Genomic DNA, 18,292 nt, shown 5'->3' with positions numbered 1-18,292 from the left:
CCAATGATCGACACACCCGAGGCAGAATGATGAGGATTACGAAAAGGCGGCAGATCTGTATGTTCCCAAGAACCCCCGCTTAGCTGATGTAAACTAATCATTTCAAGCTGAGCTTCTTTCGATAATGGGGGCATGATGGAAGGAAAGCTTTCTGCCAAAAGGCTTTTCCCGCAGCCCGGAGGCCCGATCATAAAAACATGGTGTTCTCCTGCGGCCGCTACTTCTAAGGCGAATTTCGCATATGAATGGCCAACGATTTGCTGAAAATCAGTATAATTCGAAAGGTTCTCGATTACTTTCGCTTTAGGGAACAACTGGATGGTCCCTTGTCCATTAAGGTGAAGAATAACCTCTTCCAACGAAGTAATATAAACAATCTCTAGATCTTTAAATTCCAAAACGGGAAGTCTTTCATCAAAAGGCATATATAGTTTTTTCAATCCAAGCTTTTTAGCAGCAAGTACAGCCGGAAGCATCCCTTCCACTGGCTGGATCCTTCCATCCAATGAAAGCGACCCAATGAAACCAGTATTTTGAGGAATGGTTGTCTTTAACTCCTTTAGACTGACTAATATACTAATCGCCATGGCCAAATCAAACATCGGGCCATTTTTCTTCAGTTCAGCTGGTGATAAATGAATAATGATTTTTTGGCTGGCGAGTGAGTAGCCCAGTGAGTGTAAGGCAGCTGCAACCCGCTCCTTTGACTCCTTCACCGATGCATCCGGCAGTCCAACTATGACGATGGAATCCACTCCGATCATGGCTTTTACCTCCACATGGACAAGATAACCTTCCATCCCTCTTAACCCAATACTGGCTATTCTGGCACACATAGCGGTCTCTCTCCAATCGTATGTAAGTTATTCTCTACAAACAGTTTATATTGTTCTTCAACGGGTTCTCTAAAATAAGATAAGGTTTTAATGTGGGCTACATGAGGATTTAACTTAAGAAGTTTGACATAAGAGGAGTAACTGCTCCACCTGTAGTCCTCTGGATTTTTGACCATTTTGGCCTCCAATGGATTACGATGGATATAGCGGCTGACTTCCAAAAAATAAGCATCTGTCTCAATGAGCTTTGCACCATAACGCCCCTGAAAAACATGTCCATCTGTTTTCAGCCGCTGATTAAAATAAACAGCATAGCGTGAGTGCATTTCTTTCATTATATATTGAATGTGGTGATGAAGAGTTTCTAGCTGAAGGTGTAAGTGGTTAGTCATGAGGCAATAGGAGTGTAAAATAAACGGCATCATGCTACGGACATCTTCCAAAATGTCTAAATACATTTGAAAATCAGCATGATCATGAAAAATTGCTGCTCTGCGATTCCCTCTGGCAACAATATGATACATCGCACCAGGATACCAAATCCGAAGTGGCCTTGGCATTATATAACCTCCTTTAAAGAGCAATTAGGAACATACGTTCGTTTATTTGATTTTAAATCACTTCTCGTCATTCGTCAATATTCTACATAAAAAAACTAGCTCAGCAACGCCAAGCTTGCTTTAATGCAGCTTCACTGTATGTGGGGTTAGGCACCAAATTTAGAACGCGAAAAACCTTGCTGCACAAGCCAGCAAGGTTTTATCTGTTCCACACTTTAATACTTCACCGTATCCGGGGTCAGGCCCCCAGTTTTATAATCAAAATTAAAGAAGGGTATAGAAATATGAGAAGTGTTTATACGGGTCAATTAGAATTCATCAGCAAGAGAGCAAGCGGGTAGAAAAATTATAAGTTAATAATGTAAACCTTCAATAAATAAGGGGTGTAAAAATGGAAATAACTAATGAAAATATTAGAAAAAATCCATCTGCAACCGCGCTTTTAATTGAAGAATTTCTGAATGAAAGAAAAATGGAAGCTAAGATGATTGATAAAATTCTGATAAATTGGGCCAAATGGAGAAAAGTTTTGAGGATAAGTTTAATGAAATTAATTATCAAACTGAAAGAATAGAAGAAAAACTTAATTTTCTTCAGGAGAAAATACCGAGTAACAATAGGGATCCTGAGAAAACATTTACATTTGCTAGACCAAATTTAACAGCATTAAAGGGGCTTCATTTTGAACCAGAAACTTTAAAAGCATTAAACGATGATCAAAGTAAATTTAGGAGAGGATGGAAATCACATCTTTTAAATGAATTGGTCAAAGATTATTACAAAAGAAAAGGAAAACTATAAAGGAAAATAATTTCTATTGATTCAGAATCAAAGGTGCAGAACTTTGCTAAGCTAAAGTAAAGTCCTGCACTCAAATCTACTCTTTAACACTTCACCGTATCCGGGGTCAGGCCCCCTGTTTTCAGTAGAATTTTAAAAGTTTGATATATGACATCTTCATCTGTTCCAACTAGTTTGAGTGTACCTGCAGCTATACCTTCTGGACGTTCTGTAGTATCAAGTAAAACCAATACCGGTTTACCAAGACTTGGGGCCTCTTCCTGTATCCCACCACTATCCGTCAGGATTAAGTAAGACCTAGATAGGAAGTTATGAAAGTCTAATACTTCGAGAGGCTCAATAATTCTTACTCTACCACAATTCCCTTAAATTTCATTAGGCTTCCCTTACCATCGGGTTCATATGAATTGGGTAAACCGCCTTAATATCTTGTTGTTCATCGATAATTCTCTTGATGGCTCGAAACAAATTTTTCATTGGTTGACCAAGGTTTTCTCTTCTGTGTGCAGTGATCATGATAAGTTTACTATTCCCTACCCAGTCCAACTGCTCATGACAATAATCTCTTTTACCTTAGTGTTTAGTGCGTCTATAGCTGTGTTTCCAGTTACATATATAGTAGAAGGATCTTTGCCTTCTTTTATTAAATTCTCTTTTGACATAACTGTTGGTGCAAAATTATATTTTGCAACTATCCCAACAGCTTGTCTATTAAACTCTTCTGGGTATGGGGAGTAAATATTATACGTCCTCTACATGACCTACTGGTATTTATAAATAGAAGTATGCTAATGATGTTACAAAAGTTGTGGATGTATCTCCATGAACTAAAACTACATCAGGTTTTACTTCTTCTAATACGGATTTCATTTTTTCTAGTATATTTAATGTAACATTAAACAAAGTCTGCTTTTCTTTCATAATTGAAAGGTCATAATCTGGCACTCTTTTACACTTTGTTACCCTAGTTATAACCTCCAAAGTGTTATATTCTTAGGTACAGTAGTTTTATCTAAGCAACTCTTAATGTCCATTACAATACCTTTTCCATGCTTTAAGATATGGTCAAATTGCTCCCAACCTTTATCTAAGTAAAAACGGTGAGGTACTGCAAAAACTACTGCATCTGCTGGTTTTAATGTTTCATAGTTTACTAAGTCTACACCATACTCTTCCTGTGCTTCTTCTAGCGAAGCATATGGATCCGTAATTTGAACTTCTACCCCAAACTCTTCAAGCTCTTGAATAACATCAATTACTCTTGAATTACGAAGATCAGGTACATTTTCTTTAAACGTTAGCCCAAGTACAGTTACTCTAGATCCTTGAATTGGCATATTTTTATGGATCATTTGCTTAATTAAGGATGTTGCAATATGTTTTCCCATCCCATCATTAATTCTACGCCCAGCAAGTATAATTTGTGGGTGATAACCAGTGGACTCTGCCTTATGTGTTAAGTAATATGGATCTACCCCAATACAATGACCACCTACTAAACCAGGTGAAAAAGGTAAGAAATTCCACTTTGTACCTGCTGCTTTTAAAACTTCCATTGTATCTATATTTAATCGATCAAATATAATAGCTAATTCATTCATTAACGCGATATTTAAATCTCGTTGCGTATTTTCAATAACTTTTGCAGCCTCCGCAACTTTAATGCTACTTGCTTTATATACTCCTGCCTCTACAACGCTTTCGTACACTTCAGCTACAATGTCTAATACTTCAGGTGTTTGCCCTGAAACAATTTTTCTAATTGTTCTAAATGTATGTTCTTTATCTCCTGGATTAATACGTTCTGGAGAATAGCCTACAAAGAAATCCTCTCCAGCTATTAATCCCGATACCTTTTCAAGAATAGGAATACAAACCTCTTCTGTAGCACCTGGATATACTGTAGATTCATATACAACTATTGCCCCTTTAGTAAGGTTCTTACCAACTGTTTCTGATGATTTTTCTAATGGTGTTAAATCTGGTTGTTTATTTTTGTTAATCGGTGTAGGTACAGCAACTATAATAAAGTCACAATCCCTTAATTTTGATGGATCTGTGGTGAAACCTATATTAGCTTTTTCCAATTCATGCGGTTCTACTTCATTCGTAAAATCTTCACCTGCTAATAGCGTATTGATTCGATGTTCACTTATATCAAAGCCAACAATCGGGTGTTCATGTCCAAAAGCAACGGCTACGGGTAACCCCACGTAACCAAGTCCAACAACCCCTATTTTTCTATTCATGGTTATTTCACCTCGTAGTATTTTTTGTACCAATCAATAAAATTACTAATGCCATCCTTTATTGAAGTTTTAGGTCTAAAATCTACTTCATTAAATAAATCCTCAACATCAGCATAAGTGGCAGGTACATCACCTGCTTGTAACGGTAAAAATTCCTTCTTAGCGTTAACACCTAATTTTTCTTCAATTGCAGCTATGAAGTCCATTAATTTTACTGGACTGTTGTTTCCAATATTATAAACACGATAAGGTGCATAGCTTGTCCCTGGATCAGGATTCATCCCACTCCACTCTTTATTAGGCTTTGCTGGAGATTTCGTTAAGCGATAAATACTTTCGACAATATCATCGATATAAGTAAAGTCACGCTGCATGTTTCCATTATTAAAAACCTTAATAGGCTCTCCATTAATTATAGCTTTTGTAAATAAAAATAATGCCATATCAGGACGTCCCCATGGCCCATATACTGTAAAAAATCTAAGACCCGTAGTAGGAAGACCGAATAAATGACTATACGTATGTGCCATTAATTCATTAGACTTTTTTGAAGCCGCATACAGGCTAATAGGATGGTCTACATTGTCATGAACAGAAAATGGCAAGCTTTCATTAGCACCATAAACTGAACTAGATGACGCATATATTAAATGTTCTACTTTATAATGGCGACAAGCTTCTAAGATATTAGTAAATCCTACTATGTTTGAATCTATATAAGCTTGCGGGTTTTCTAAACTATACCTTACACCCGCTTGTGCAGCTAAGTTAATAACTATTCTTGGATTATAATCCTCAAATACCTTGTTTATTTTTTCGCGTTCTTCAAGACCTATCTTAACTAACGAAAAGTTTGGATCGTTAGTTAAGATAGATAGCCTATTTTCTTTTAAACTTACATCATAGTAGTCATTTAAATTATCTAAACCAATGACTTTATGGCCTTCTTTTAAAAGGCGTTTTGAAACATGAAAGCCAATAAAGCCTGCTGAACCTGTTACTAATATTGACATATATTTCCCCCATTTTTAATACTATTTTTATAAAAAATACATCATTCTTTCTGAAGAAAGTAATTTAATGAATGGATCTAAGTTATCCTATTATAATTTAATACGAAAAGCATCAAAGGATAATTATGTCTTCTCACAAAAAAATTATCCTTCTACCTTAATTTAGATAAGAAAACACAAATTATATTGAAGAATACTGCTTCTCAAAATAGTTCTGGTATTCCCTACTAATAATGCTCTCCCACCACTCCTTATTATCAAGATACCATTGAATTGTTTGAGCAATACCAGTATCAAAGGTGTAAGTTGGTTTCCAACCCAATTTTTCTAGTTTTGTAGGGTCTATAGCATAACGTTTATCGTGTCCTAATCGATCTTTTACAAATTCAATTAAATTTTCGGATTTACCTAATATTTTTATAATTGTTTTTACTACTTCTAAGTTTGTCCGCTCATTATGGCCACCAACGTTATACACTTCACCATTAATACCTTCATGTAGTACTATATCAATCGCAGCACAGTGATCAATTACATGTAACCAATCACGAATATTTTTTCCATCTCCATAAACGGGCACCTTTTGATCATTTAATACACGTGAAATTGTTAAAGGGATGAGTTTCTCAGGAAAATGGTATGGCCCATAATTATTGGAACAGCGTGTGATATTTACTGGTAACCTATAAGTTTCATTATACGAACGTACTAATAAATCTGATGACGCTTTACTTGCACTATAAGGACTATTAGGCTGAAGCGGTGTATCTTCTGTGAAGAATGTATTAGGGTCAAAGTCTAACTCACCATATACTTCATCTGTAGATACATGTACAAACTTTGTTATTTCAGTCATCCTTGACGCATCTAATAATACTTGTGTCCCGACGACATTTGTCTGAACAAAGACTCCTGGATCTGTTATAGAACGATCAACATGGCTTTCCGCAGCAAAATGAACAACATAGTCGAATTTTTCTTTTTCAAAAAGCGTAAGTATCGTTTCACGATCAGCTATATCTGCTTTTACAAAATGATAATTTTCTTTTGTTTCAATATGCTTGTGCTTTGTTAAATCCCCAGCATAGGTTAATAAATCTAAATTATAAATGCCATATTGAGGATACTTGTCCACCATATATTGAACAAAGTTACCGCCGATAAACCCGGCACCGCCCGTAACAAGAATTTTTTTTCGTGCCACTTATTTCACCTCTTGTTTCAACTCATTTAAATAACGCTCAAGTGCGTTTTGCCAATTTGGCAATGGCTTAAAGCCATTGTCAATAATTTTTTGTTTTGACATACTCGAGTTTTTAGGCCGTAAAGCTCGAGTTGGATATTCTTCAGTTGTAATTGAATTAACCCTTACATTCTTGTTACTCAACTTAAATATTTCTGTTGCAAATTCTGCCCAACTACATTTACCTTCGTTAGTTGCATGGTATATTCCATATTTATCTGTTTGGATCATTTCGATTAATAGTCGAGCCAAGTCAAATGTATACGTAGGGGAACCGACCTGATCACCCACTATATTTAAACTATTATTAGAATTTGATAGATTAAGCATAGTTTTCACAAAGTTATTACCATTGATTCCAAATACCCAAGAGATTCGTATAATAAAAAATGATTCTAATAATTTATCTATTACCTTTTCACCTTCATATTTAGTTAAACCATAATATCCAATAGGGTTAGGCGGATCTGTTTCAAGAAAAGATTCTTTTCCCTCTCCATTAAATACATAATCGGTACTTATATACATGAATTTTGAATTTGTTTCTTTAGCAGCAATAGCCAAGTATTTTGTACCCTCTACATTAACATTCCAGCAATTTTCTTTATCATCCTCCGCTTTATCAACTGCTGTGTATGCGGCGCAATGAATGATTGCGTCAGGATTAACTTGATTTATATAATTACGCACATCAGCTTCTTTGGTAATATCTAGGTCTTCCCTCCCGACACCTATCGTATCATATCCCCAGTTTCTACCTTCTCTAACAACATCAAAACCAAGTTGACCGTTATATCCAGTCACTAATATTTTCATACGAAATCTCCATAATTAAAATTATTTTCAGCATCCTTTAATAAAGGTGCTTTTTCATCTTTACTAGAAAGAACTGGATTAATTCCTTTTGGCCAAGTGATATCAATTTCAGGATCACTCCAAAGAATTCCTCTGTCGTTTTCTGGTGAATACACCTCGTCCACTTTATATTGAACTTCCGCTCCCTCAGTTAAAGTCATGAAACCATGTGCAAATCCTTTTGGGATTAGTAGCTGCTTCTTATTATCTGAACTTAATACAGTTCCATACCATTGACCATAAGTAGGGCTTCCTTTTCGAATATCTACAGCAACATCATATATTGATCCTATTGTACAACGAACAAGCTTAGTTTGTGCTTTAGGATTTAACTGATAGTGTAGACCTCGTAGCGTACCGCTTGAAGCTGAAAATGATTGATTATCTTGAAAGAAATTGTAATCAATCCCAGCAGCTTTAAACTTTATATTATTATAAGTCTCCATAAACCATCCCCTGTGATCACCATACACCTCAGGTTCAATTAAAATTATTTCTTTAAGATTAGTTTCAATCAACTTCATACCTATACCACCTTTTATTTAAAGTAACTAATACTTAATTTCACCATTGGCTACCTTCATTAAATACTTTCCATAACCGGTTTTACTTAATTTTTCTCCGCAATAAAGTAATTGTTCTTTTGTAATCCACCCATTAATAAATGCTACTTCCTCAGGAGCCGCAATTTTTATCCCTTGGTGTTCCTCCACTGTTCGTACAAAGTTAGTTGCTTCTACTAAACTTTGATGTGTACCACTATCCAACCAAGTGAAACCACGACCTAATAGTTCAACGTCTAGCTCACCGTTATTTAAATATTCTTCATTTATTGATGTTATTTCTAATTCCCCGCGCGCGGAAGGTTTCACATTTTTAGCAATTTCTATAACTTTATTATCATAGAAATATAAACCTGTGACGGCATAATTAGACTTTGGAGCTCTTGGCTTTTCTTCTATACTGATAACCTTTCCTTGTTCATCAAACTCAACCACCCCGAAACGTTCGGGGTCAGGCACATGATATCCAAAGACAGTAGCCCCAGTTTCCTTACGGGCAGCTCGTTGTAATATTTTTCGCATCCCACTACCATAGTAGATATTATCCCCTAAAATCATTGCAACCGAATCATTTCCAATAAACTCTTCACCCAAGATAAAAGCTTGAGCTAATCCATCTGGGCTTGGCTGAACTTTATATTCTAAGGAAATTCCGAATTGAGAACCATCACCTAGAAGATTTTTAAACCTAGGGGTGTCATCTGGAGTAGAAATAATTAGTATTTCTTTTATCCCAGATAGCATCAATGTTGAGAGTGGGTAATAAATCATTGGTTTGTCATAAACAGGTAACAACTGCTTACTAGTGACCATTGTTAAAGGAAAAAGACGCGAACCACTTCCGCCTGCCAAAATTATACCTTTCATACTAATACACCCTTTATTATTTAGTGTTTATATTTTTTTGAATTCAATAACTCTTATTAAATAAATTATAATCATTATTTGTAAGATGATTTATTTCATTGACAGATAAATCTTTTTCGATTTCTTCAAAATGCTTGTTTAAAGAAAATTTTTGTTTTAAAACTTTTATAGAATTACCTGAAAAATTATCAAGTAAGTCTCTATCATTATAAAATTGAATAATTTTTTCTTTAATTTCCTCTTCATCTTCAACCAGAAAACCATTCACACCAGGTTCTATTTATTCTGCTATCCACCTTTGTTATACACAGAATATCTTTAATGCCAGCCAGCATGAGGACTGAAAGCGGATAGTATATCATTCGTTTATCGTATACAGCAAAAGCTGTTTACTTGTTACCATTGTAAGTGGGTATAATCTTGTTCCAGATCCTCCTGCTAATATAATGCCCTCCTTCATTTAGTGAACTCCTTTCATCCGTGTTTCTTGTTTCTTATTTTATTAAACGAAAACCCAAAAGCCTTTAAAAGCTTTATTGGTTCATAAAATAAACCTTTAAAATACTCTTTTAATGTTAGATTTAATTCATTAATTGATACCATAGGCCAGTACCAATTATTAAATAGTAAATTGGCAATAAGAACACTAATAATTACTCCATAAATTCCAAATGATGTGAAATTCACAAATAATAATTGTAGTGCAATTATTATTACAGATGTGATGATATATGATTTATACATTGGCATTCTATTTCCAGTAGCTATATAAGCTCCAGAAAGCGTATGATTATTTATCAACAAATTCCCAATTAAAAGTATCAGTGATATAGATGCTGGCAACAAATTAGTATCCGAATTGATTAAATCTAGTAAATAAGGAGATAAAAAAATTGCGGCTAGTCCACCAAATAAAATAATATAACCAGAAATTCCTGTTGCCTTCAAAAAATAACCTTTTAATTTTTCTACATTGCCATTTACTCTTTCGGAAGACATTGATGGAATGAATGTATTAAACAATGCATTACCAACTGACATAATTATATCTAATATTTGCTGCGTCAATCCGACTGCTGCTGCCATTTCAAGCCCAAAATACGCAGAACTAATAAGCGTACTTGCTCTTTTTTGAATGAAATTTGATAAAGATATAAGTCCTTGTTTATATGCATTCGGCCATACCGAAAGGAATAGATCTTTCTTTTCTTTCATTGGAATCTTAATTTTTCTGAACTGAGATAAGTTATAATTAACATTTTCATACTTGTTAAATAGATAAATTGCTGCTAGTCTCATTACTAAATTACCAACAAAATAAGCTACCGCAATTGCAATTAGACCGTATCCCATAAACAATCCAACTATTGTTAATAATAGTTGTACTAATTTTGATAATACCACCGCTTGATTGCTTTCTTTAATAGCGCCTATTCCTTTTAACAGGGGTATCCAATATGCAAAATATATATTCATTACCACTGATAGCAGATAAATTATCCAAGCAGTCATATAATCCGCTTGTGCTATTTGCCCTTTCGCAGCCTCACTTATAAAAAGTGAACCCATGGTTGAAAGTCCAATAAACACAACCAATGCTAAAATCAGATAGATAGTTTTGGATGTCTTAATTAGTTTAAAAAGCAGGTAATAATTTGGTTCTTCATTTTCAGTATTCTGAATAAATCCTTCTTTTGAAATTTCTTTAGCTCCACACCATACAAATGTTACATTCCTTGATATAGTAGTAGAAAATCCAAAATCTATTAGAACAGCTAGCAATCCAAATGATGTGAATACATACCAAAGTCCCATCTCAGCGGAAGACAAATTTTGAAGTATGAAGGGTAATAAGATGATATTTAATGCTGTTGTTAAAAAAAGGTTTGTATAATTCCAAACAATATCTTTTCTGGTTACTTTTATACTCATTTGCACCTCTTACTCTCATTTGCGGTAATAATACTGACTTTAATTAGATTTTTCTCTCATAGACCTTAAAAAGTAGTAAATTAGATACGGTATAATAATTATTATAAAAATATTTCTAGTAACTTCTAAAGATGAGGCTCTTACTAAATTAATTAGTATATAAAACACTGAAAAATATTGTGCAATCTTAAATGAACTATCCATACTAACAAACTTTATATATCTCCCTATAAAGCCACCAGTTACAAACGCAATAATTAACCCAATCCATCCAAAATTCGCATATAATTCTCCAGGCAAGGATGCTCCTACAGGGTAACCTTCAATTTCATTTAGTCTTCTAAAGATTGACACTCTATGAAAGAAATCGGGAAATAACCAACCAATTGGAAATATAGAAGGAATTGCTCCCCAAAAGCTAAAACCTCCTTGATAAGGAATTAAAGTTGGAATGTTCTTTATTGCGATAACAACGGTAATGAAAGATAGCCCAAATTCACCGAATATTTTATAGATAAAGTCAAACGAAAAGAATTTCGACCAATATTCACTAAAGAATTGTGATACAGATAATAGAGAATTTTGTCTAATCTCACTAATTTTAGTTAACATATTTAGTACTAAAACACCCATTGCTGAATATGCTATTGTTTTAGATAACTTAAATTTAATTTTGTTAATATAAAAATAATTGAGTAAAACTACAATTATTCCAATAAATTGATATCTACGATCACCAGTAAGTATCATAATTAATATAGAATATAAAATAAATATGCCTACCAGTATATTCTTAATTTTTTTATTTAAAGAAGAATTTATCAAGAAAATAATTGAAGGTACAAATAATGTTGCTATGTCATCCGAAATACCTGATCGTGTTTCTAATGCGTAATATGTTCCAACAGTTTGTGCCACCACTGCATTTTTAATATCAATAAAAATTTTGAAAGGAAATGAGATCAGGACAAGTACTATTCCTATTTTTTTGACAACACTCTGATTGATTTTAGTATTATTCTTAACATCATTACGTTTTATTTTGGTAAAACAAACTATACCAAGATTTAATAGCTGTAAGTAGCACAATATAAACAACGCTGATTCTATCAACAAACCTATTTCATACCTATGAATTAATCCCCATGAAATAAACTCAGCTTTATCAATTGCAATTAAATAAATATTGCCAAACATAAAAATATGACTAAATAAAAAGAAATAGATGACAAAATCATAAATTCCAAATCCAAGTTTTTTTTGGCTTATAAGTTGTATAAACAAAGTGGCAATCGAAATAATACTAATTATCACTGCCCAGTTTTCACTTTGGTTAACATTTAAAAAATATGCATAAATCAGCAGTATGAAAGTAACTAAAATATTAAGATATACTGACGCTAATTTCCCCATACCTCTTCTCATTCAACTCTCCTCGTATTTTAATATTTCAATTATTTAACTACTTTAGCCTTTGGACCAACAACTACTGAATTTGGTGAAACGTCTTCAATTACACAAGTATTAGCGCCTATAACCGCATTATCACCTATTACAACTCCACCAAGTATGCATGCTCCACACCCAATAAATACGTTATGCCCAATTTTAGGAACTCCTCTTCCTCCTCTTCCACCAATTGTTACATTTTGGTAAATGCGAGTGTTACTTCCCAGTTCAGCTTTTTCATGGATTACAACGCCTAATCCATTATGGTAGAATTGAGTACCTTTTCCGATTTTTGCTGACATAGGTAACTCACATGCGAATAAAACTCTGATCGTTCTCTGAATAATAGCAGGCAGTATTGGAACTTTTTTAGTTTGTAGCCAATGGCCTACTCTGTACATTCTTAGCACAGCAGATTCTTTCATTTTTGACACCTCAGTTTGTTATAATAAGTTCATAAAAAAGTCAGTTGGGTCTTTATCATAATCGTATATAGCATTTTTGCTTAGTTTTTCATTCAAATTGGTCATATTATTTAAAACATATTCAATCTTATCCGCTAATTCGCCACCACTCATGGCACAAATAAATCCATTAACATTGTCTGTGATTTGTTCTCTCACAGTAGTGTAATTAGTAATTACAATTGGCTTTTTTAAATACAACGCCTCATCTACAGCATTTGATTTCCCCTCAGATCTTGAAGGATGTACAAAGATATCACAACGCTTAATATATTCGAAAGTATTTAGCTTAAACCCTAATAGAAATATATACTTCTTTAAGTTCTTTTCCTCAATTATTTTTTCTACTTTATCTCGATATTTTCCGTCCCCAAGGATATACCATTTGAACTCAATACCTTTTTCAAGTAATACTTCACAGGCATCTACTGCAATATCCAACCCTTTGTCTAGGTCAAGCCTTGTAACTGTAAGGAATTTTATAGATTGATCATATGGAATCTCATTAGTCACTGATGCTGTACGTTCATAAAATTTTATTGGTAAAACGTTATAAAAAACTTGCATTTTCCCTTTCATAAAAGGAAAAATATTAGTAAAGATATCAGAGCATTCTTTTGATACTGATAAAGAGCCATTTACTTTACTAAAATAATATTCATCAATATTCTTATCTATAGAAGTTCTACTGTAATCTCCTCGTACCCAATGATATTTCTTTGCTGATTTAATACAATCCACAATAAAATATGTTGATAAGCCTGAAGATACTCCAAAAGACGCATCAAATTGATCCTTTAGTTCAGGAAGTTCTTTACGATGCCTTTTCCAAAACCTTTGACGTTCTGGATTCATATCTTTATTTAGTAAAAACTTAAATAAAATCCATAAAAAGTCTATTGCAGCTAAGAATTTTCTATGCTTTAACATAATCTTAAAATAGTAGAAAGTGTTTTTTGACGGAAGTGTGTATGCAGTGAATAATTCACTAACTTGAATTAATTTTACATTTTTATTTAAATGCTTTATCAGTGTACCATCTGGCTCTAATGATATTAAGGAAACATCAAAGAGATCATAATTTATATTATCCAACAAAGCTAATAAACTTTTTTGAGGTCCACCAATGTTAAAATTGTTAACGACGAAAAGTAACTTCCTCATGATAAGCCTCTTCCTTTTAAAACTTTCTTATAAATTCTATAAATCAATACGTAGTATGAATTAGCAATTAGTGCTACGAAAAAATACATCCTATGTTTCAGAAGAAAGATAAATATTTTTTTCTTTAAAGGTGTCTTTTCCCAATCAATCAGATTGACTGAATCCTTTAAGTTATAAAATCTTGCAAATTCTTTAGTATACTTATATTTTTCTAGAAACCTATTCTTATTTCCATCTCTATAAACATATGAAATAGATGATAAGACCCCGTGCAATTTGCTTAATTCTAACTGATTTGAAAAATCAAACACATTTGAATCTGCTAATAGCTCCCTTAGATGATTGTTCATACTTAAATAATTATCCCAAGCTTTATGAAGATGTTTATGTGTTCTCGAGTCAAAGTTTTCGCGATAATAATAAAGGAACTCATCCTTTAAATAATAAAATGAATCAGCATAATACATTGCAGTTACAGAAAAAACGAAGTCTTGAGCAGCTCTCAAATCATCTGCAAATCTTACATTATTTTGTATGAGGAATTCTCTATTATAAATTTTTGTAACCATTCTCATCGGCCACTTATGTTGTGATAAATCACTAGAATTTACAAGAAACGGGAATATTTCATTTACTATTCTTTCACGGTCATAATAACCGCTAGTGCAATCACTGTATTCTGGATTTTCCTTACCGTCTGCTTTGACATTTAATAAATTACATGAAACTATATCCGTTCTTTTTTTCTTAGAAATTGAAGTCAACTTTTCAAACATATTAGGATGTATCCAGTCGTCCGAGTCTATAAATGAAATATAAGTTCCCTGCGACTTTTCTAGTCCATAGTTTCTAGCGTATGCTGATCCACTATTTTTAATTGTGTAAGCATGTATCGCACTATACTTTGCACTGTAATCTTCACATATAGCTCTTGAATTATCAACGGAACCATCATTCACTAATATTATTTCAAAATCAGAAAAGGTCTGATTCATTATGCTTTCTATACAATGAGACAAATATTTTTCGCTATTATAAACAGGAATAATCACACTTAGATACATAAATTAAGCCCCTTATCTTAACTAAATAAACTTCCATCCCCACTTATTAAAATAAATAAACATGGATAGAACTGTTATTTTTGCAAATTTTAAACTCTTATGACCACTTCTCTCCCAAGCATGAATAACTCTTGCTTCAGGGTAGAATATGGCTTGTGATATTTGATTTACTCTTCTTGTAATATCTGCATCTTCTAAATACATAAAAAATGCATCATCGAAACCTTTTAACTTTTTATAAATGTCACTTCTAAAAACCATAAACGAGCCAGTTGCATAATCAAGTTTCATAATTTTGTTATAGCCGGTTTCTTTCATGACATATTTATCCTGCCTTTGCTTAAAGAGGTTAGGAGATATTCTTCTAATCAACATATCAAAAACAGTTGGATTGGTTTTACATAAATATTGAATTGAAAGATCAGGACTTAATATCAAAGGAGATAGCATACCTATCTCTTGGTTTTTATCAAGATACTCAATCATATTTTTTATTTGATCAGAATTTTCTATTTGAATATCAGGATTAACAACAAAATGATATTTTGAATTTATAACATCAAGAATTGCATTGTGTCCATAGCCAAATCCTTTATTAACTCCAAGTTCAACAATTTCAATATTTCCCTCAATTTTTCTAACTATATCTAGAGTATTGTCTTTTGATTCATTATCGATAATATACAGTTTATATGAGTAGTCAGCAGGGATGTTTTCCACGAGGCTTATCACTGTATCTTTAATAATCTTTGAATTGTTATAAGTAACAATTGCTAGGCTTAAATCTATTGGCTCCATAAATAAATACTCCCATCTTCATTATTTTTCATAAACCAAACTACCGAAAACTTTATTTATTAAATTAATCCTTTTGCCTATCAGCTTTGTAACTAGTCCTGCAGTTTCTGATAAATGGATTGACTTGCCACTCTTATTTGCCATTTTTTTCACCATCAAACTTGTATTCACATACTCATCATCCTGAGGAAAATATAACCCTTCGACTTCACTATCAATGTATTCTTTAACAGAGTGACAAAGCTTATCTATATGGAGCATACTTCGTTTATTATCTATCATTGGAAAGACAGGTAATTTGATAGCTAACTTTTCTAACTTAGCATAATTTCCTGGACAATTTGGACCGTAGACCATTGGCGGTCTTATAATAACAACCTTGAACTTATCATTAATAATTTTGTTGAGCCCTTCCTCAGCTTCTACCTTACTTACACCATAGAACGTTTTAGGATTAACTGGTGTATTGCGTTTGATAACTATCTCTTCGCCGAGCTTACCTTCTTCACCATAAACAGCCATTGTGCTCATAAATATGAATTGTGATACTCCTGATTGTTTAGCTTTTTTAGCCACTTCAATCGGCAAATCTCTGTTTACTTTGAAGTACGACTCTCTCATATCAGGCTTTTCCTTTTGATGAACTACTGCAGCTACATGAAATATAACATCATATTTACTAAAGTCATCTTCTTTCCACGACTCATCTCTCAAAGTAACAGAACTTACTTTATATTTATCAGGTTCTCTCATGAGGCAATTCTCAAGAGAAGTGCCTATGTAACTGTTCTTACCAGTGATTAATATACTTTTCATTTTGCCACTGTCTCCTCAGCTTTAGATGTAGATTTCACGCCATTTGATGTTAAAGTTGAATTAGAAGTTGCTGAAGTCGTCTTGGTCTTAACCCCAGTTCCACCTTCAACAACACCATCACTTCTCAGAACACTAAATATTGTCCCAAAGAAACATCTAATATCCATTAACAATCCAATATTCTCAGCGTACTCGCCATCAAGTTTAGCCTTTACATCGATTTCAAGTTCGTCTCTACCATTAATCTGTGCCCATCCAGTCAGACCAACTGGCACATCATTTGCACCGTACTTATCCCTCTCTTCAATCAAATTATATTGGTTCCATAAAGCTGGTCTAGGACCAATTATACTCATCTCACCCTTAAAGATATTGATAATTTGAGGTAACTCATCAAGAGAAGTCTTTCTCAAAAAATTACCCATTTTAGTAATGTATTGCTCTGGATTTTCTAATAAATGAGTAGGTGTATCTTTTGGCGTATCTATTCTCATAGTACGGAACTTTAAAATATTAAAATGAGTCTTATTTATTCCAACACGCTTTTGCTTAAACAGCACAGGCCCTTTAGAATCTAATTTAATTGCAATAATAAGAAACAAAAAAATAGGCGATAACACAATAAGTCCTATTAATGAAAGAAAAATATCTATTAACCTTTTAACCTTCAAATACATTAACTTACACCCCAATTTTATCAATTTGTTTTTCATCGGAATAAATTATTCCTGCATCTAACTTTTTTAGTCGCTTAATATTACTGTTTGCTTTAATTATTGCACCAGTATCTATATGACAGTACTCTCCAACAATGCTATCGTGGTCTATTAATGCACATATCTAACGATACAACCCTTTTCCATTATTACATTATTATTAATAACTGTTTTAGCACAAATTATGGAGCCATCTGCAATACTTGCAGAAGGACTTATATAAGCTGTGGGATCAATCAGAGTTGGAATCTTAAACCCAGCTTCCATCAACTTTACTACCCACTTCATTCTTAGCTTATTGCTCCCAAGTGCAACAAAAGCATAAGTGTAGTTGCTAACAAACTTTTGATAATCATAGCACATTCCTATTGATATATCAGATTCATCATCTAGGAAATCAATTTCATCAAATTTCCCCACCGCAACCGCAGTTTCTTTAACTACTCTTCCATGACCACCTGCACCGAGTATAAGTAAATTTGAACCCAAGAAAATCAACTCCATTTTTACTTCTTTAGTAGCTTAGTATTTAATTAGAGATAAAGCCCTTTAACCAACTACTAAACCACTAAAATAGTTATCCACTTCCTATACACACCTCGTAATATCTATTCAATCTACCAATCATATACGAAATAGATATTCACTACAAAACCAATCTAAACCAAGTTTCTTCTTATTATATATATACCATTCAATCAATCTATAACTCTCACTAAAACCACCTCAAACCCTTATCCCGCAAGGTTTCTAACGTTCAATCTAACAACGATAGTCAGTTCCTGACCACCATTCAATCGAACCAAACTACTGCTCCTACAAATAAGGCACCCCTCCATCTTCTTAATCACTATCATTATCTATATTCTCAGAATGCAAGTTTCATTGAACTTTCTCATCCA

General features: G+C 33.3%; 20 protein-coding genes and 2 pseudogenes. 2 read left to right on the top strand and 20 right to left on the bottom strand.

Translation table 11 applies throughout. From position 1 onward, the window contains the following. Both DFO73_RS05770 and DFO73_RS05765 read right to left on the bottom strand, forming a co-directional pair. Positions 1-836 (bottom strand): magnesium chelatase domain-containing protein (locus DFO73_RS05770; protein ID WP_142669512.1); only part of this gene is annotated, 836 nt, incomplete at its 3' end. Beyond that, positions 821-1,396, bottom strand: coding sequence for a transposase (locus DFO73_RS05765; RefSeq protein WP_110063827.1), 576 nt, complete (start codon positions 1,394-1,396; stop codon positions 821-823). The genes DFO73_RS05765 and DFO73_RS05770, both read right to left, overlap by 16 nt. Positions 1,397-1,787: 391 nt before the next feature. Here DFO73_RS05765 and DFO73_RS05760 point away from each other — a divergent pair, with 391 nt between their 5' ends. Together DFO73_RS05760 and DFO73_RS28480 are read left to right on the top strand one after the other, a co-directional pair. After that, positions 1,788-1,970 carry a hypothetical protein gene (locus tag DFO73_RS05760; protein ID WP_110063826.1) on the top strand — a complete coding sequence of 61 codons (183 nt, stop codon included), beginning with the start codon at positions 1,788-1,790 and terminating at the stop codon, positions 1,968-1,970. After that, positions 1,913-2,197: a hypothetical protein gene (locus tag DFO73_RS28480; protein ID WP_181395932.1), complete on the top strand. Its 285-nt coding sequence runs from the start codon at positions 1,913-1,915 to the stop codon at positions 2,195-2,197. Before DFO73_RS05760 ends, DFO73_RS28480 begins: the two co-directional genes overlap by 58 nt. Before the next feature lie 143 nt (positions 2,198-2,340). On the opposite strand, the pseudogene wecB reads toward DFO73_RS28480, so the two are convergent. The 18 genes and pseudogenes from wecB to DFO73_RS05670 all read right to left on the bottom strand — a co-directional run. Beyond that, positions 2,341-3,139 (bottom strand): annotated as a pseudogene (wecB, locus tag DFO73_RS05755) (non-hydrolyzing UDP-N-acetylglucosamine 2-epimerase); the annotation flags it as partial. 26 nt (positions 3,140-3,165) lie between these two features. After that, positions 3,166-4,446, bottom strand: a complete 1,281-nt coding sequence (locus tag DFO73_RS05750; RefSeq protein WP_110063825.1) for a nucleotide sugar dehydrogenase — start codon at positions 4,444-4,446, stop codon at positions 3,166-3,168. A gap of 2 nt (positions 4,447-4,448) precedes the next feature. Continuing rightward, the gene (locus DFO73_RS05745; RefSeq protein WP_110063824.1) at positions 4,449-5,459 is read right to left on the bottom strand and encodes an NAD-dependent epimerase; all 1,011 of its coding nucleotides are present in this window, start codon (positions 5,457-5,459) and stop codon (positions 4,449-4,451) included. Between the two features lie 181 nt (positions 5,460-5,640). Continuing rightward, positions 5,641-6,663, bottom strand: a complete 1,023-nt coding sequence (rfbB, locus tag DFO73_RS05740) for a dTDP-glucose 4,6-dehydratase (protein WP_110063823.1) — start codon at positions 6,661-6,663, stop codon at positions 5,641-5,643. Beyond that, positions 6,664-7,518, bottom strand: a complete 855-nt coding sequence (gene rfbD, locus DFO73_RS05735) for a dTDP-4-dehydrorhamnose reductase (RefSeq protein ID WP_110063822.1) — start codon at positions 7,516-7,518, stop codon at positions 6,664-6,666. Continuing rightward, complete coding sequence (gene rfbC / locus DFO73_RS05730; RefSeq protein ID WP_110063821.1) at positions 7,515-8,081, bottom strand: dTDP-4-dehydrorhamnose 3,5-epimerase; 567 nt, start codon at positions 8,079-8,081, stop codon at positions 7,515-7,517. Before rfbC ends, rfbD begins: the two co-directional genes overlap by 4 nt. Positions 8,082-8,108: 27 nt before the next feature. Next, positions 8,109-8,987: a glucose-1-phosphate thymidylyltransferase RfbA gene (gene rfbA / locus DFO73_RS05725; protein ID WP_110063820.1), complete on the bottom strand. Its 879-nt coding sequence runs from the start codon at positions 8,985-8,987 to the stop codon at positions 8,109-8,111. 43 nt (positions 8,988-9,030) lie between these two features. Next, positions 9,031-9,255, bottom strand: coding sequence for a hypothetical protein (locus DFO73_RS05720; protein WP_110063819.1), 225 nt, complete (start codon positions 9,253-9,255; stop codon positions 9,031-9,033). A gap of 31 nt (positions 9,256-9,286) precedes the next feature. Beyond that, a pseudogene (locus tag DFO73_RS05715) lies at positions 9,287-9,447 on the bottom strand (sugar phosphate nucleotidyltransferase); the annotation flags it as partial. 14 nt (positions 9,448-9,461) lie between these two features. Continuing rightward, on the bottom strand, positions 9,462-10,919 hold the full coding sequence (gene wzx, locus DFO73_RS05710) for an O-unit flippase-like protein (protein ID WP_110063818.1): 1,458 nt from the start codon (positions 10,917-10,919) through the stop codon (positions 9,462-9,464). A gap of 39 nt (positions 10,920-10,958) precedes the next feature. Continuing rightward, positions 10,959-12,344 carry an O-antigen polysaccharide polymerase Wzy gene (gene wzy, locus DFO73_RS05705; RefSeq protein ID WP_110063817.1) on the bottom strand — a complete coding sequence of 462 codons (1,386 nt, stop codon included), beginning with the start codon at positions 12,342-12,344 and terminating at the stop codon, positions 10,959-10,961. Positions 12,345-12,373: 29 nt separating this feature from the next. Continuing rightward, positions 12,374-12,793, bottom strand: a complete 420-nt coding sequence (locus DFO73_RS05700) for a serine O-acetyltransferase (RefSeq protein ID WP_110063816.1) — start codon at positions 12,791-12,793, stop codon at positions 12,374-12,376. A gap of 18 nt (positions 12,794-12,811) precedes the next feature. Continuing rightward, positions 12,812-13,996: a glycosyltransferase gene (locus tag DFO73_RS05695; RefSeq protein WP_110063815.1), complete on the bottom strand. Its 1,185-nt coding sequence runs from the start codon at positions 13,994-13,996 to the stop codon at positions 12,812-12,814. Next, positions 13,993-15,060, bottom strand: a complete 1,068-nt coding sequence (locus DFO73_RS05690; RefSeq protein ID WP_110063814.1) for a glycosyltransferase — start codon at positions 15,058-15,060, stop codon at positions 13,993-13,995. The genes DFO73_RS05695 and DFO73_RS05690 overlap by 4 nt, the downstream gene beginning before the upstream one ends. Positions 15,061-15,081: 21 nt before the next feature. Then, a complete protein-coding gene (locus DFO73_RS05685; protein WP_110063813.1) occupies positions 15,082-15,858 on the bottom strand; it encodes a glycosyltransferase in 777 nt (258 codons plus the stop codon). 21 nt (positions 15,859-15,879) lie between these two features. Further along, entirely contained in the window at positions 15,880-16,674 is a 795-nt protein-coding gene (locus tag DFO73_RS05680; protein ID WP_110063812.1) for an NAD-dependent epimerase/dehydratase family protein, read from the bottom strand. Continuing rightward, the gene (locus DFO73_RS05675) at positions 16,671-17,351 is read right to left on the bottom strand and encodes a sugar transferase (protein ID WP_110063811.1); all 681 of its coding nucleotides are present in this window, start codon (positions 17,349-17,351) and stop codon (positions 16,671-16,673) included. Before DFO73_RS05675 ends, DFO73_RS05680 begins: the two co-directional genes overlap by 4 nt. Before the next feature lie 150 nt (positions 17,352-17,501). Next, entirely contained in the window at positions 17,502-17,879 is a 378-nt protein-coding gene (locus DFO73_RS05670; RefSeq protein ID WP_110063810.1) for a PglD-related sugar-binding protein, read from the bottom strand. Between the last annotated feature and the right edge of the window lie 413 nt (positions 17,880-18,292).

The sequence above is a fragment of the Cytobacillus oceanisediminis genome (genome assembly GCF_003182355.1).
In the GTDB taxonomy this organism is placed as follows: domain Bacteria; phylum Bacillota; class Bacilli; order Bacillales; family Cytobacillaceae; genus Cytobacillus; species Cytobacillus oceanisediminis_A.
Note: the sequence above shows the minus strand (reverse complement) of the source record. Positions and strands in the feature narration are given on the sequence as shown.